A 15,926-nucleotide genomic window follows, 5' to 3' on the forward strand; every position below is an offset into this window, starting at 1 on the left:
TTAAATTTACATTTAGTAACACATAGTATCCCAATGAAACATATTCAGGTAATTGGTAGCATTTTCGGTCTGGATTATAAGGTCGGTGAATGGAACACTGCGTTCAGACACAGACGACACCAAACTCTCAACAATAGTTCCAAAAAAATTATTGTCGGCAGTGGCAGGTGTCCGAATAAAACCAATGAGGGTAATAATAATGATGAAGCGCAATATTCTTGCAGTAGTAATCCCAGCATTGTTGGTCGCTGGCGCGGCTAATGCTGCAGAAATCTACAACAAAGACGGCAACAAACTTGACCTGTACGGTAAAGTTGACGCGCGTCACCAGTTCTCTGACAACGCTGGTCAAGACGGCGACGAATCTTATGTTCGTTTCGGCTTCAAAGGTGAAACCCAAATTACTGACCAACTGACCGGTTACGGCCAGTGGGAATACAACATTCAGGCTAACAACGCTGAATCACAAGAAGCTAAAGGCAACAAAACCCGCCTGGGCTTTGCTGGTCTGAAATTTGCTGAATTCGGTTCATTCGACTACGGCCGTAACTACGGCGTAATCTATGACGTCAACGCATGGACTGACATGCTGCCAGTATTCGGTGGCGACTCAATCTCTAACCCTGATAACTACATGACTGGTCGTTCTACTGGTCTGGCTACTTATCGTAACACCAACTTCTTCGGTCTGGTTGACGGTCTGAACTTTGCCCTGCAATACCAAGGCAAAAACGAAAGTGGCCGTGATGGCTTGCTGACTACTCAGAACGGTGACGGCTTCGGTATCTCTTCTACTTATGATATCGGTTACGGCGTGAACTTCGGTGCTGGTTTCTCTACTGCAAACCGTACTACTGCACAGAAAGATGCTCACCTGACTAACGCAACATTTGCTGAAGGCGATAAAGCTCAAGCATGGAACGTTGGTGCTAAATACGACGCTAACAACGTATACCTGGCTGTAATGTATGCTGAAACTCAAAACATGACTCCATTTGGCAATGATTCTGTTGCTAACAAGACTCGTGACATTGAAATCACCGCACAATACCAGTTCGACTTCGGTCTGCGTCCATCACTGGGTTATGTTCAGTCCAAAGGTAAGGACCTGAACAACGCAACTGATGACAACCATGACCTGCTGAAATATGTTTCTGTTGGTACTTACTACGCGTTCAACAAAAACATGACCACTTATGTTGATTACAAAATCAACTTGCTGGACGAAGACAACTTCACTCGTACTAACGGCCTGAACACAGACGACGTTGTTGGTGTTGGCTTGGTTTACCAGTTCTAAGTTAAACTTAATCGAGCAGTTTATCTGCTGACGTAAGTTAAAAAAGACAGGGCTTCGGCTCTGTCTTTTTGTTTCTATCCTTAGTCAATATAGGGATATTCCGCTGCCAATCTTACAATTTTGCTGATTTTTCACCCTGAATCCCCCCGCCTCACAACATTCATTTCTTTTTATCGCAAACGGTTGGCAAAGGCTGAAACTGGCGTTACCCTGATAGCTCTGTTTGCTTAACGCTAAGCCATGGAAGCCTCTGACATGTTTGAAAAAATCACTGCTGCACCTGCGGACCCTATTCTGGGCCTGACCGATATTTTCCGCGCGGATGACCGCCCTAATAAAATCAATCTGGGAATTGGCGTCTACAAAGACGAAACCGGTAAAACGCCGGTACTCACCAGCGTGAAGAAAGCTGAGCAGTATTTGCTGGAAAATGAAGTTACTAAAAACTATCTGAGTATTGATGGCCTACCGGCTTTCGCGAGTTGCACTCAGGAATTATTGTTCGGATCCCAAAGCGCGATTATCGCTGATAAACGTGCACGTACCGCACAAACCCCAGGTGGAACAGGCGGGTTACGTATCGCTGCCGATTTTATCGCACATCAAACCAGTGCCAAACGTGTCTGGGTCAGTAATCCTAGCTGGCCAAACCATAAAAATGTCTTCGCTGCCGCAGGGCTGGAAGTGGTTGAGTATGCCTATTATGATGCAGCGAACCATGCGTTAGACTTCGATGGGCTATTAAATAGCCTGTCAGAAGCTCAGGCTGGCGATGTTGTGTTGTTCCATGGCTGTTGCCATAACCCAACCGGTATCGACCCAACTGAAGCCCAGTGGAGCCAATTAGCTGAGCTCTCTGCCGCGAAAGGTTGGTTACCTCTGTTTGACTTCGCTTACCAAGGCTTTGCCAAAGGTTTGGAAGAAGATGCTCAGGGCCTGCGAATCTTTGCCGCGAAACATCAAGAATTGATCGTTTGCAGCTCATATTCGAAAAACTTTGGTCTGTACAACGAGCGTGTTGGGGCATGTACTGTCGTTGCAGCAAGCAGCGATGTAGCAGATATCGTGTTCAGCCAAGTGAAAGCCGTTATTCGCGCCAACTATTCTAACCCACCAGCCCATGGTGCTTCTGTCGTCGCGACGATTTTGAGCAATCCAGCACTGCGTGCCATTTGGGAACAAGAATTGACCGATATGCGCCAACGCATTCATCGCATGCGTCAGTTGTTTGTTAATACGTTGCAGGAAAAAGGCGCGAAACAAGATTTCAGCTTTATCATTAACCAGAACGGTATGTTCTCGTTCAGTGGGCTGACCAAAGAGCAAGTTTTACGTCTACGTAGTGAGTTCGCTGTTTACGCAGTTAACTCTGGCCGAGTCAACGTTGCGGGTATGACACCTGACAATATGGCTCCATTGTGTGAAGCCATCGTCGCAGTACTTTGATTAGCGCTTGATGATTTGCTCATCAATAAAGGGTACTTCTATGAAGTACCCTTTTTTATTCAGTGATGACCGACGCAGATACAGATAGGCCTAATGGAACATATAATTCGCAAACTCGTCCATTGGCATGGGGCGCCCAAACATATAGCCTTGCAGGTAGTCAACCTTGTGCGCCTGCAAATAGCGCATCTGCGTATCGTTTTCGACTCCCTCAGCAATTGTCTGCAACCCCAACCGAGTCGCCAAATCAATAACGTTCCCCACAATGTGGCTCGATAGCGCATCTGACCCAATCATGCCTACAAAACTTTGGTCTATTTTTATAAAGTCGACTTTAAACTGCTGTAAATAACTCAGGCTAGAATGTCCGGTGCCAAAATCGTCAATCGCTATAAAGACACCAAGCGCATGGAGTTCAGCAAATAATTTATCGGTAATTTCATCTGCAACAATCAACTTTCGTTCAGTTAATTCCAACGTGATATTAATCTTATTACCACCAAATGCTTTAATAAAACGACGGCAGTCATCCACCAAGCTCAGGTCACGGCAATGATTAGCACTAATATTAAAACCAAAGTGAAAACCTTCCGGTAACTGATTTACATAAGGTGCAAATTTTGCGCTGACTTGCTGCATAAGTGAACGAGTCATTGGCACAATAAGCTCACTGTCCTCCGCCATGGGAATAAAATGATTCGGTTGAATCATGCCTTGTCCAGGATGGTGCCATCGCATTAATACTTCACAACCAATCCAGAGTTTCTCTTTACCTGTCACAATTGGTTGCAAGTAAGGAATAAACTCATTGTTTCCTAACGCCTGCTTTAATACCTGCGTGGGTGATGCGGCCCTACCCGATAACCAGAAAACAAGTGCAGCTGACCCGATGCTGACTAAAATAAAGAAGATAAGGCTCCCCTGAGTATATTGCCAGGCATAGGTGAGATATTGTTGGTTTGAAAGCATGGTACTTAACGAATAGGCAAACTTGTCCGATGCCAGATACAGGGACTCCCCTTCCTGATGAGGTTGCCCTTCATGCACCATCCCTTTAGCATCCATCCACTTATGGCCAACGATCAAATTCAATTCAATGTCGCTACTCAGCAAGTTAAGAATACTACGCAGATAATAGCCATCCACGGCAACTAAAATACTGTCATTACCGCGTGCTTTCCTATACACCATCAAAGCACGGTCAGGTGTGACATCATTCCCGGACATTAATTCTAGTTGCCCATCAACGAATACATCTAAATCAAAAGAAGTGGCCAGTGGGCCATATATTGAAGAGCAATAAATGGTCGAGCCTTTTGCAAAAGACACAGAGCGAACATCCGGTGTTATTACCACTTGATCCCGTAGATTCTGCACCACTTGTAAACAAGGTTTCCCTAGCCCAGTTTCAACTTGGATTGCTGCATGCTGTAAATTATTAAATATTTGATCGAAGCGTACCTTAGCCTGTAATAATTTGGCCTCTGCATTTTGATGCATGTTCGCTTTGGTTTGCCCATAAATCACAACGGCACCTAGCAAAAGAAAGAGTATTAATACCATGCAAGAAAAACCAAGCCGGGACAGTAACTTATTATCTCTGAAACGACGAAATGGCATAGTATGTTCCATTGAAAGGCGCTCGTAATATAACGAACTCAAAACGGCAGTTAAAACCGTGCCGCATCACTATCAATTACATTGACTCGTTAATGATTTTTTTATCTGCCAAGAATGCCCCGCCGATATCACTGAAACATTGCACAATCAATGGATATCATCATTATGTAAACAGCACAAATAAATAGCTGACTATTGGTTCACAAAACGCATGAGCCGCCCAATAAATATAACGCAAAAAGGCACCTAACGGTGCCTTCTCTACGATGAGCTATGCCATGATTTAACTGCTGTATATCACCAAATGGCGGGTTCTTCGCGTATAAACGGATTGGTTTGCCGCTCATGCCCTAGCGTGGACATTGGGCCATGACCAGGTATAAAGGTTATATCATCACCCAGCGGCAATAATTTAGTTCGTATGGAATTGATCAGTTGTTGATGGTCGCCGCGCGGGAAGTCACTGCGCCCGACTCCGCCATTAAAGATAACATCACCGACGAGCGCCAAATGACCTTGCTTATCAATAAAGACAATGTGACCCGGCGTATGGCCTGGGCAATGCAAAACTGACAACTCCACCTCACCAACAGTCACTTTGTCGCCTTCTTCCAACCAACGCGTTGGAGTGAAAGCTTTACATTCAGCGAGGCCAAACATTTGGCTTTGAGCCGGCAGCCCTTCTAACCAAAAGATATCTTCTTTCTCTGGACCATAAATGGGAATATCAAAATGCGCAGCGATTTCAGCCGCAGCACCAACATGATCCAAGTGACCATGTGTGAGTAAAACCTGAGTCACAGTGACGCCTTGACGCGCAACTTCAGCGATGATCTTGTCAGCATCACCACCGGGATCAACTAATGCAGCCTGCCCTGTTGCTTCACACCAGATTAAGGTGCAGTTTTGGCTAAAGGCGGTCACAGGGATAATTTGATATTTCATAACACTCCACTCCCAATGCAATATTCAATATCCCCATCATGACTCAAACTGTAGATTCGCTGGTTGGCCAATTTGCACTGATATTTGTGCCACTGCCCTGTGCCTTGAAATCTATTGGGAATATATCCAACTCATTGGCATAAAAATTCGTATTACCAGGATCTTTTCGGCCCAGTATCAATATGCACAAAGTTGCTGCGAGGGTAATATCCTACACCACCCGCACGCATTTTTAATGCCGCTTTGCGAATATTGCTCAACTGAATACCTTGGATATGAAAATCCATCGCTTTCCCTTGGGTGTGGAAGCTGTGCTTAGCCACACCTCTGCTGCGCTCACGCAGTTCATTATTGGTATCAAGCGAACGGTAACCGGAAATGAGTTGTACCGGTTTAGTGGTACCGAGAAGACCTTGCAGGCGGTAGAGCTGATCAAATAGACGCGGATCGATAGTTTTTACTTTATTAGCTCGATAATCGCGGAATAAATGATTCAAACGCGAGAGTTCGTCTTTGTTATAACTCAGCCCATCAAAAAACTCTGCTTTTATAGACTCGCCTGTATTCAAATTATTCAAGGTCAAGATACGTGGGCGAGGAGTTGAGAGGGTAGCAAATGCCTGCCCTGGTAGCAGCGATACACCCAGCGCTACCCCGCCTAACGTTAGCCATTTACGGCGAAAAATATCAATTTTATCCATGATCTCTGTTAATACCCGGCAAGAATGTCAAAAGAAAGCACTAAATGTGCCGCCCCGAACCATAACCGTCTACGGAAAACCAGTCAACCCGCATTCGGCTCGCATCTACTGTGCATTGATGTTCGGTTAACGGGAGACATCATTTTGGCTCCCTTACGACAACCCGATATTAAGACCATTAGTTATTGAGTTTTACTGCATTTATTGCAGCAAAAGTTCAGCTTGAGGTGAGATTTGTGCACCGGATCTCACCGTCTTATCATAATTGTAAATATCTGTTCTAAATTGTGGCTTACCGTCATCCGCAACCCACGCCGTTAGGTAATACAATTGCACCGGAACACGTTGGCGGATATTGACGTAAGTGGTATCCCCTTGTTTAAGCGTCGATGACACTCGCGCATCATTCCAGCCAGCATCTTGCAACAGCATATTGGCTAAATCAGAGGCTTTATTGACCCGCACACAGCCTGAACTCAATGCACGAATATCCTTCTGGAACAGTCCATGGTTCGGCGTATCATGTAAATAAATAGCATCAGAGCTAGGCATATTGAATTTAAATCTTCCCAATGAATTACTCGCGCCTGGTGCCTGACGCAAACGATAAGGGAAGTTATTAGGCGAAATCATGCTCCAATCAATCATGGAAGGGTCAACGACTTGCGCCTCATTACTCCAACCAGACAGCACGGTATAACCGTGGCGTTGGAAATAACCGGCATCATAGCGTGCTTTCGGCACGATATCTTGGCGCACCAGAGACGTCGGCACGTTCCAAGGTGGATTGACGACAACATTATTCAATGCACTGCTCATCAGTGGCGTCTTACGACTTGGACGCCCCACAATGACTCTTGATGAGAGCACTTCCGCACCATTCTTATAATAATTCAGAGAATAGTTTGGAATGTTAACCATAATGCCGTTATCAACCTGCCCCGGCAAAATGCGTAACCGCTGGATATTTAATGCTAACAACGTTGCTCGCGTTTGGGGTGAGACATTTAACCATTCACGGGTACGTACACCGATAACACCATCATCACTCAGTCCATGCCACAGCTGGAAGCGTTTTACCGCCTCCACCAGCTCTGGCGTATACACATTATCAGTGATAACAGCGGTACTCGTGAGCGGCGCAGATGAAGATGAAGCCACACCACCTGTGACAGGAATATCAGCAACAGGGGCTGCTGAAGGGCTCACCACCAGACTGTGTGCTTGAGCGCGACTTTTCTCTTCATCAACCGAGAGGTCATCATTAACGGCGGCAACGGCTGGGTTATCTACAGGGATGACTTCTGGCGCTTTAACTGGCGCAGTCGTTATAGGGTGTAACATCCCAGTTCTATCGAGGATTTCTCGCAATGCTGGAATGTCGTCACTGAGCTGACCAGGGCGTAAGCTTGGGCCATTCGCCAACTGTGGCCAAGGGCGTTTATCTGCCAGCATCTGTTTTAATGCTTGGTGCATTTTATTGTATTGGGGGTGCTGAGGAGCTAATGACGTCAGATAGGCGGCAGTCGAACCCTCTTGTACCGCTTGCTGCCAGCGGTTTAGCTCGGGGGCCGGTGGCATTGCCATCTTGTAGGGTACATTGCTGTACAACCACACACTGCCGTTGGCACCCACACCCGAGATATAGTGCAGATATCCCAGCATGGCATCAGATAAAATCACATCCCGCGCCATGCCGGTAATGTCAGGATCACTCAGCCATTTTACCCACTGCATAAATTGCGGTTGAATACCGGAAAGTGCCACTTCGGCGAGTTGTTGCTGAAAACGCTGAACAGCGACCTTATCCTGCCACATCGGTTGCATCGCATTAGCAGCATATAGCACGGCTAGATTAGGTGAATAAAAAGGCGTCACTGTTTTAGGCAATATTGCCGACAGTTGTTCACGGCTTTGTGCCACCGACATGCTGGATGTGGCGGGTATTACCTGACCGCTAGTGGACAGCACCGCAGAGGAATCTACCGATGTGACCGGTGCCGCTGCCGAGGCAGTAAAAGCAGGCATCAAGCCGCACATTAAAGCGCAATAAAACGCTAATGCGTGTTGCGGATTTCGTTTCCCTATCGACATTCTATGCCCCCAGTGTTCTTGTCAAATACGTCATAGTCTGTCTTTGCCCTTCTTCCTTGACATCGCAGCGGCGTTAGCTGCTCTCACTCACCCGAATCACTTACACAAGTAAGCTCATCGGGATTTATTCGTTGGCTGCCTTGCTGCAACGTCAATGCCTTTGGGCAATACCCTTCTTCCTTGACATCGCAGCGGCGTTAGCTGCTCTCACTCACCCGAATTACCGTTGAGTGACCAACCTGATTATTTTAATCATTACATTACGCTAACAGATTTTCTGTACTTATAAAATATAACCCGAAATTGTCTCTCAAATAAAAATAGCCGCTTTTCAGCGGCCATTTATTAGAATTAATAATTCCCGTGCTTTAACTGAACAACAATTAACCACCTCTCAGGTGTTCAACTGGCAATGTCGGCATGTCATTCGCAAATCCACGTAAACCAACCACATGCACATGTTCATGATTTTGGAAGACTTTACGCACCAACTTATAGGTTGTCCCTTTTTCAGGACTAATATTTTCAGGTGCGGCGATAATTAATTGCATTTCCAACCGCTCACACAACTCAAATAATGTCGCAATGGATTTCGCATCCAGACGTGCGGCCTCATCCAAGAATAGTAATCGGCAAGGGGAAATATCTTTACCACGTAAGCGACGTGATTCTTCTTCCCAGCTCTGTACCACCATCACCAGAATAGACATCCCCGTACCAATCGCTTCACCGGTAGACAATGCGCCACTTTCAGCACGCAACCAACCATCCGCGCCTCGGTTAACCTCAACCTCAAGCTCCAAGTAGTTACGATAATCCAGTAACTCTTCCCCGATAGTTTGTGGCAACCGCTGCCCCATATCGATTTGTGGGTTCAGGCGTTGATACAGTTTCGCCAAGGCTTCCGAGAAGGTCAGGCGGTTGCTATTGAACAAGTCCTGATGCTGTTCTTGCTGCTCAGATAGCACTTCGAGCAAGGTTGAATGGGCCTCACGCACATTCACATTCAGCCGCACACTCTTCACCTGACCGAATGAAACGGCTTGCAAACCTTGGTTCAGCATGCGGATACGATTCTGCTCACGTTGAATCGTTTTGCGGATGATATTCGACACACTCTTGGAGCTGATGGCTAATTTCTGCTCACGGGCGGTCAACTCTTCCGTCAAACGACCCAGCTCTATTTCCATCTGCTCAATGGCTTCGACGGGATCATCGGTACGAATAATATCTTGGCGAATACGCTCACGCAGGTGTTGGTATACCGCGATATAGAATTGGATTTTACGCTCTGGCCGTTTTGGATCCTCAGACAAGCGCAACACGTCACGCAGATGTTCGTTGTCAGCGACGGCCAGACGCAATGCCCCCAACGCTTTATCCGACATAGAACGCAGTTCATCACCATCCATATAAGCCAGTTCCCGGCGATGTAAACGACGTTCCACGCCATTATCTTTCACCATCCGCATGACGGCACACCAGCCCGCTTTCGCCGTGACGACTTGCTCACGAATCTGGTGATAATCCCGCTCCAGCTTGCGTAATTTCTTCTGCAAGCTGTCCATTTCGGCTTCACAGAAAGTAATCTGTTTTTCCAACTGATTACGGCGCGAACGGTTTGTACTCAATGCTGCATGGAGTTCATCTCGTCGTGTGCGAGCGCGGGCTTCTGCATCAGCATCGGCCTGAACACCAATATCCACCAGTTCCTGACTCAGCTCCTTCAGCATCTCACGTTTGGCATCATAAGAACTTTTAAGCGAGGCCAGCACTTGGTTGTACTGCGTAAACTGTGCCTGATATTGGCGCAACTGCTCACGAGCACGGGTACGTTCTGACTCTGCCTGCTCTAAGCGCTGACGCAACTTATCATTGAGATCCGAGTTCTCCGTCAGCATGCCAGCGGAGTCGGTATAGCTGAAATGCGCACGGCGCTGAACAACTTCAGTCAGTGCAAAAGCTTGCTGTTTGGCTTGGCGCTGGCTGTTTTGAGCCAAGGTATAGTTTTCCTGCAACTGTTCATGTTGCTGAGGGTCACTTTGCAAGACAGACAATAAGGGCTCAAGTTTGGTCAGCGATGCGCCGTGTTTCTGAATGTGACGAGCCGCTTCTTGCGCTTCAGCCAACTCTTCGGTGATTTCTTCAACTCTGTCAGTCAAAGTATCATCCAGTAGCAAAGAGACTAAGGGGATCAATCGGTTAAGCGCTGAAATCCCTTCTTTTGCCTGCGCAAACTGCTGGCGCTGCTGCTGGTTTTGATCTTCATGCGTATTCAGCGCACGTTCAATCTCACTCCGGCGGGTATTCAATAGGCGAATCTCAGCCTCAGGATCAGCATCGAAAGCCACTGCCAGATGAGAGCCAATAAAGCGACTAAACGCTTGATGTAAACGCTGCGTTTTTTGCACATCAAATGACAACGTCGCATAGCGTTCAGCCAAGCTATCGCGTTCTTGATACAGCGCTTCTAAGCGATTCTCACGAGCAGCACGCCCAAATAGTGGCACTTCCGGGTAGCGCGAATAACGCCACTGACGATCCGCAATTTTTACGACGACGGCGTTGTCATGCTCTTCAACCGCGAACACGCTGTCATCAAATGACTGCGGGTCCCCTTCGATCAAATAGAGGTCTTCAGGGCAGTCTTCTAGACCGACCAGTTGATCTCGCACTAAAGATAAATCAGGCACTACGATGCCGTGGCGTGACGGGCCGTAAAGCGCGGAGAAGTATGGCGCATCGTCGAGGGTGACATCGTCATAAATCTCAGACAACAACACACCACCAAAACGCTCAGCTAACGCAATCATGCGCGCATCTTCAGCGCCACTTGGTTGGCTCAATCGCTCGATTTGGGCATCAATGGCGCGTTTAGTCGCAGCCACTTCATCACGCTCAACCGTCGTTTCACGCTCACGCTCGAGCAACTGTTGCATGTGCTCAGTGACTTGGCGGCTATCTTCCAGCGCCTCGCCGCTCTGTTCACTTAATTGGCTCAACGCTTCTTGCGCCGCCAGCCAGACAGGGGCGCGTGCGGTCAATTCCTGAATTTTTAGCTTCAGTTGCTCCAGTTCTTGGCGCATTTCCATACGCCGCTCGCCAGCATCACTGACACTGAGAGAAAGCTCTTCTACCTGTGATTCCAGCTCACGCTGCAACTCTTCCAACTCTTCCGGCTGATATGCCTGACCCTGACGTTTGCAGAATTCCTGCAATAGGCGTTCGGCATCTTGCTGGGCACGTAAGCGCTGTTCCAGTTCGGATAAACGCATACGTAAAGGCTGCACACGTTCGGCCAAATGTTGCTGCGATGGCCAATCACGCAGTAATTCACGCGCGGCTTGCCAAGCTTCACTGCGGCTAACTTGGCCGGCAATATTCACCACCAGCTGGTAGGCCTGTTCAAATTGACTGTGTGCGGCATCAGCCACACTTAATTTTTGCTCAAGCTGCAATAATGATTCGGTCGCTTCCTGCTCTTTGGCTTGGAAAGTCTCCAGCCAGTCTTCAGCGTTATCCGCTGTTAACTCAGGTAATTGGCACAGTGCACGTGCACGCTCCAGTGCTTGGAGTGCTTGCTGATACTGAATAGCTCGGGTCTGTTGAACATCCAGCGCTTGCTGGTAATCGGCTAACTGACTTTTCAGCTCATCCACTTCCAGCTCAGCGGCTTCAGCGCGTGCTTCGTTATCCGCCTGCTGCTCGCCAGCTTCCCCAACGACTTCACTTTGTTCTTCCAGCCGATAGGTTAGTTCTTCCAAATCACTCTGATAGCGCTCGATTTTTTCCTGCTGACGCATCGCTGTCTGTACCAGACTTAAGTGGTCACTAGCAGCTTGGTAATCCGTTTCGAGATCCGACTCTGCGCCACTTTGCTCCGCCAATTCGCGGGACATCTCTACATGCCGGTACTGTTCCGTCACCAATTGTTTGCGACTGGTCAGCAAATCACGGCGCAAGACCAGCGCACCATCGAGGTGAATACGCCGCTCATTGGCATGGCGCATGTAGTCGGCAGCAACATAAGACGTAGCTTCTGAAATCAGGTGCTTAAACAGGTCACGGTCTGACTGTGTGACACGAATGGCTTCAAGCGTCATGCGGTTCTCACGTAATGCCGCTTCCATATCTTGGAAGGCTTTACGCACGCCGCTATTTTCTGGCAATAAGTAATCGCGCAGTGAACGGGTAATAGCGCTGGAGATCCCGCCGTACAACGAGGCTTCAATCAAGCGATAGAACTTGCTGCGATCTGCTGAAGAGCGCAAACGCTTCGGAATCACACCCAAATCAAACATGAGGGAATGATAATCAGTGATGGAGTTAAATTGCTTAAACTGCACCCCTTCCATCTCTTCGACACGTTCTTTCAGCTCTTGCAACGACAGTACACGTGCCTGACGTTCGCCCACGACCTCGGTGAGGATCTGTGTGGGTTGGATGGCCGTCGGCAACCCTTGAATGGTGAAGGGTTTGATGTCTACTTTACGGTCACGCCCCGCCACTTGCTGCAAGCGTACACCGACCACAATGCGCTGATGACGTGAGTTGACTACGTCTAACGTTGAATAACAGACACCTGCACGCAGTTTACCGTGTAAGCCTTTATCACGGGAGCCGCTGGTCGCCCCCGCTTCGGTGGTGTTACGAAAGTGCAGCAGCGTCAGGTCAGGAATCAGTGCTGTGACAAAAGCGGCCATAGCGGTCGATTTACCCGCCCCATTACCGCCCGATAACGTGGTCACAAGCTCATCAAGATCGAAAGTCCGAGCAAAGAAACCATTCCAGTTAACCAAGGTCAGTGAGCGAAATTTACCGCGTTCAATCATTCCTGTTCATCCTCTGCACTGTCCATTGTATTGCCCATGTTGATATCTGCTTCATCGACTTCATCATGGAGTGACAGACTATTTTCCACCGCCATCGCCTCGCCATCACGGATCATGCGTAACTGAGCCTCACGTGGATCATCGCCGCTGCGCACATCGGCACCAAAACGGAAGACCGCTTCAGTAATGCGAAACTTGCTGCTGTCATTACCCATAAAGTAGATCATGCCCAGCCGACGTAGCCGATTAAGTGACGTTCGTACTTTTTCTTGCAGCTTTTGTTTATCCAAATCCGAACCGGTCGAGCGCTGGTTAACAAACTTCAGCAACTTGCTCTCATCAGCCAGACTCAGTAATTCTTCGTACAGTTCGTGCTGAGCGAAGATCCCTTCATGGGCCAAACGCTCTGGGCTGAGATACAGATAACACAGGATTTTGCCCACCATCATATCCAGCTCAGAAAGCACAGAGCGTGGGATAAGCGTGGTAGAGCGTGGGCGTAAATAGAAGAAACCTTCCGGCGCGCGAATTAATTCCACGTTATAGCGGGTATAAAATTCTTCCAATTGCTCCTGAAAATCCATCAGGAAAGCATGATTATCCAACTCATCGATGCCAATATGACGGCCCGCACGCAACTGGCTATCCAGCGCTGGAAACAGTGAATTGGCCAATGCCTGAGCCAGTTTAACCGGCATTACTACTTCAGTATTTGTTGATGACATGTGCCTGCACCTTGGCTCCGTAATCATTGATTGCCAGCCATTCGGCAGGTAACCCTGAGAAATCGGCTTCGGCCACACCAAGGCGAACTGCTTGGTCGACCAGGATACGAGCCACGTCGAAATGACGAGCACGCGGATATTGCACGAGGTATTCGCGCATCACTTCCCCCAAATTGAGCGGCATTTTTTGTTGCTGATACACCAGCAATGCCTGTTCAATCATGGCGGCTAACTGTTCTCGGATCTGATTGAACTCTTCGAATTCCAGATCCGGTGGCAGCTCCCCTGTGACTTCTTCGCTACGCAATGACAGTTCTTCATCACGCATATCCAGCAAACGATCCGCGTTGGCGTAGGTTAAAGCCCAAGGACTATCAAAATAGTTCTGCACTGATTGGCGCAAGCGTTGAGCAAAGACACGGTTTTTATCCATATCTATCGCCGTACGGATAAACTTATGCACGTGGCGGTCATAGCCGATCCACAGGTCAATAGCCTGTTGGCCCCAACTGATGATACGGTCAAGTTTGCTTTGTAAATCAAAGACTAATTTATCAACCAAATCCAAACCAACATTGCCAATGGTGGCTTCTTGGATACGCAATAAATTCGCCTGAAGCTTATCCCCTGCGGCTTCCAACGTATCTTGTAACTCACGCAGCGTCCCTGAAGTTTCGGACAACAGGACTTCACAACTGGCGATGGCTGCGCGCCAATCTTGATTTAACAGCGCAGCGATATCTTCTTTTACGCTGTGTTGCTGTTCATCCATTAAGCGCTGCGTCATATCGATACTGTCGAAAATTTCAGCCACAGAATATTTTAGGGGCGCAAAGACATTACGGTGCCAATGGAATTCATCGCCACCTTCTTCTGCCGCTTCAGCTGCACGCTGTAGTTCTTGCGCGACAATCGACAGCTGCATTGATAAGCGCAGCGTAGAGAATTCACGCTGGCGAATATAGTAATCAGTAATGCCTATACCTAAAGGTGTCAGGCGGTAAATAGCATTACCATCTGCCATTTCACTGGTAAATCGGTTCAATAAACGCTGGCGTACCATGTCATTGATGGCGTTATTTGCCCGAACGGTGACGGTTTCGGAGGTCTGCTCAAAACCCTTGCTGACATGACGAAATGCGTCAATCAACTCACCTTCGCTCATTTCACCGTCGAGTCGCTCACCGTTTAACGTCGCAATCGCCATCAAAAAGGCCAGACGCTCGGTTGGTAGCGTAATCGAGAAATCATTTTTCCGCGCCCAGGCGACCAGTTCGGGGACTGTCTGGGAAAATTCACTCATAATGGGTCCTTCAGATTCGGCTTAAACGCCATGACATGCACGTAGCGCCCCAAACTGATAAAGGGCTCCTGACGGCAATAGCGCTGTTCCAACGCCAATAATTCAGCAAACTCATCGACTTGTTGCTGCTTATTTTTCATGTAATCGTGAAACACCCGTACTCCTGTTTTACCGCTAATGGATAACCCCATTTGCTCAAGCCAACCATATACCGTTGGCGGATCCAGTGGGTATTGCGGTGATAACGAGCGCTGCCGACGCCTTTTAACGCCGGGTATCGCTAACTGAAAGTTACCTAACACCGCATTGCGCATCACCAATCCGCTGGCATTGAAAAACATCAATGAGAGCGCGCCACCTGGATTTAACGCATCAAAAAGTATTTGCAGAACTTCTTGTGGCTCTGCAATCCATTCTAAAACCGCATGGAACAATATCAGATCAACCGGCTGTTCTAAATGTTGGGTGATGTCCTGAGCCGCACTTTGTACAAATTGCATGTTGTGGCTCACACCTTTTTCTTCAGCTGCAAGTTTTGCTCGCTGGATCATCTCAGCGGACAGGTCACATAATAATACCTGATGACCGAGTGCCGCCAGTTGGCAAGCCATATGCCCTTCGCCGCCACCCGCATCTAAAATCCGCAAAGGTCGTTGCGGCAGTTGCGCTAACAGCTCGGTAATATCTTGCCAAACAACCGCCTGGCGAATCATTCCCTTCGTCGTACCATAGATATTGCGGGAAAATTTCTCGGCAATATCATCGAAATTACGATCCTGCATGAACAACGGCTCCGCCAGTGACTTTGGTTAAATCTATAGCTATTGATTAACCGGCCTTATTGAGACTCGCAAATCAATGGCTACAGCAAAAAGAATGCCTGCTAACCTGCTATTTTGGCACAGCCTGACTTAGAATAAATCTTCTTGACCAGTAATCCACGCCAAATGCCGTTTTTTC

The 15,926-nt window shown here is 47.9% G+C and carries 10 protein-coding genes; 2 read left to right on the forward strand and 8 right to left on the reverse strand.

What is annotated here, in order from left to right:
- The first annotated feature begins 202 nt into the window (after positions 1-202).
- On the forward strand, positions 203-1,300 hold the full coding sequence (gene ompF, locus DA391_RS14295; RefSeq protein WP_167311213.1) for a porin OmpF: 1,098 nt from the start codon (positions 203-205) through the stop codon (positions 1,298-1,300).
- A 255-nt stretch (positions 1,301-1,555) separates the two neighbouring features.
- A complete protein-coding gene (locus tag DA391_RS14300) occupies positions 1,556-2,746 on the forward strand; it encodes an amino acid aminotransferase (RefSeq protein ID WP_050873307.1) in 1,191 nt (396 codons plus the stop codon).
- 90 nt (positions 2,747-2,836) lie between these two features.
- Here DA391_RS14300 and DA391_RS14305 read toward each other — a convergent pair whose 3' ends face one another.
- The 8 genes from DA391_RS14305 to cmoM all read right to left on the reverse strand — a co-directional run bounded on the left by DA391_RS14305 (position 2,837) and on the right by cmoM (position 15,748).
- Positions 2,837-4,366 carry an EAL domain-containing protein gene (locus tag DA391_RS14305; protein ID WP_050286075.1) on the reverse strand — a complete coding sequence of 510 codons (1,530 nt, stop codon included), beginning with the start codon at positions 4,364-4,366 and terminating at the stop codon, positions 2,837-2,839.
- Positions 4,367-4,663: 297 nt separating this feature from the next.
- The gene (locus DA391_RS14310) at positions 4,664-5,311 is read right to left on the reverse strand and encodes an MBL fold metallo-hydrolase (RefSeq protein WP_050081452.1); all 648 of its coding nucleotides are present in this window, start codon (positions 5,309-5,311) and stop codon (positions 4,664-4,666) included.
- 152 nt (positions 5,312-5,463) lie between these two features.
- Entirely contained in the window at positions 5,464-6,012 is a 549-nt protein-coding gene (locus tag DA391_RS14315; protein WP_019209520.1) for a YcbK family protein, read from the reverse strand.
- Positions 6,013-6,213: 201 nt separating this feature from the next.
- A complete protein-coding gene (ldtD, locus tag DA391_RS14320; protein ID WP_108087901.1) occupies positions 6,214-8,106 on the reverse strand; it encodes a L,D-transpeptidase in 1,893 nt (630 codons plus the stop codon).
- 383 nt (positions 8,107-8,489) lie between these two features.
- Complete coding sequence (mukB, locus tag DA391_RS14325; RefSeq protein WP_050081450.1) at positions 8,490-12,938, reverse strand: chromosome partition protein MukB; 4,449 nt, start codon at positions 12,936-12,938, stop codon at positions 8,490-8,492.
- Positions 12,935-13,663, reverse strand: a complete 729-nt coding sequence (gene mukE / locus DA391_RS14330; protein ID WP_050081449.1) for a chromosome partition protein MukE — start codon at positions 13,661-13,663, stop codon at positions 12,935-12,937. Before mukE ends, mukB begins: the two co-directional genes overlap by 4 nt.
- Entirely contained in the window at positions 13,644-14,966 is a 1,323-nt protein-coding gene (gene mukF / locus DA391_RS14335) for a chromosome partition protein MukF (RefSeq protein ID WP_019209516.1), read from the reverse strand. Before mukF ends, mukE begins: the two co-directional genes overlap by 20 nt.
- The gene (gene cmoM / locus DA391_RS14340) at positions 14,963-15,748 is read right to left on the reverse strand and encodes a tRNA uridine 5-oxyacetic acid(34) methyltransferase CmoM (protein WP_108087902.1); all 786 of its coding nucleotides are present in this window, start codon (positions 15,746-15,748) and stop codon (positions 14,963-14,965) included. The genes mukF and cmoM overlap by 4 nt, the downstream gene beginning before the upstream one ends.
- Positions 15,749-15,926: the final 178 nt, after the last annotated feature.

The organism is Yersinia massiliensis (assembly GCF_003048255.1).
GTDB classification, from domain to species: domain Bacteria; phylum Pseudomonadota; class Gammaproteobacteria; order Enterobacterales; family Enterobacteriaceae; genus Yersinia; species Yersinia massiliensis_A.

Bases quoted from the DNA above. Each gene is read 5' to 3' on its own strand.
- DA391_RS14300 (WP_050873307.1), top strand. From the start codon at position 1,556: ATGTTTGAAAAAATCACTGCTGCACCTGCGGACCCTATTCTGGGCCTG.
- ldtD (WP_108087901.1), bottom strand. From the start codon at position 8,106: ATGTCGATAGGGAAACGAAATCCGCAACACGCATTAGCGTTTTATTGC.
- mukB (WP_050081450.1), bottom strand. From the start codon at position 12,938: ATGATTGAACGCGGTAAATTTCGCTCACTGACCTTGGTTAACTGGAAT.
- DA391_RS14315 (WP_019209520.1), bottom strand. From the start codon at position 6,012: ATGGATAAAATTGATATTTTTCGCCGTAAATGGCTAACGTTAGGCGGG.
- mukF (WP_019209516.1), bottom strand. From the start codon at position 14,966: ATGAGTGAATTTTCCCAGACAGTCCCCGAACTGGTCGCCTGGGCGCGG.
- ompF (WP_167311213.1), top strand. From the start codon at position 203: ATGAAGCGCAATATTCTTGCAGTAGTAATCCCAGCATTGTTGGTCGCT.
- DA391_RS14305 (WP_050286075.1), bottom strand. From the start codon at position 4,366: ATGCCATTTCGTCGTTTCAGAGATAATAAGTTACTGTCCCGGCTTGGT.
- cmoM (WP_108087902.1), bottom strand. From the start codon at position 15,748: ATGCAGGATCGTAATTTCGATGATATTGCCGAGAAATTTTCCCGCAAT.
- mukE (WP_050081449.1), bottom strand. From the start codon at position 13,663: ATGTCATCAACAAATACTGAAGTAGTAATGCCGGTTAAACTGGCTCAG.
- DA391_RS14310 (WP_050081452.1), bottom strand. From the start codon at position 5,311: ATGAAATATCAAATTATCCCTGTGACCGCCTTTAGCCAAAACTGCACC.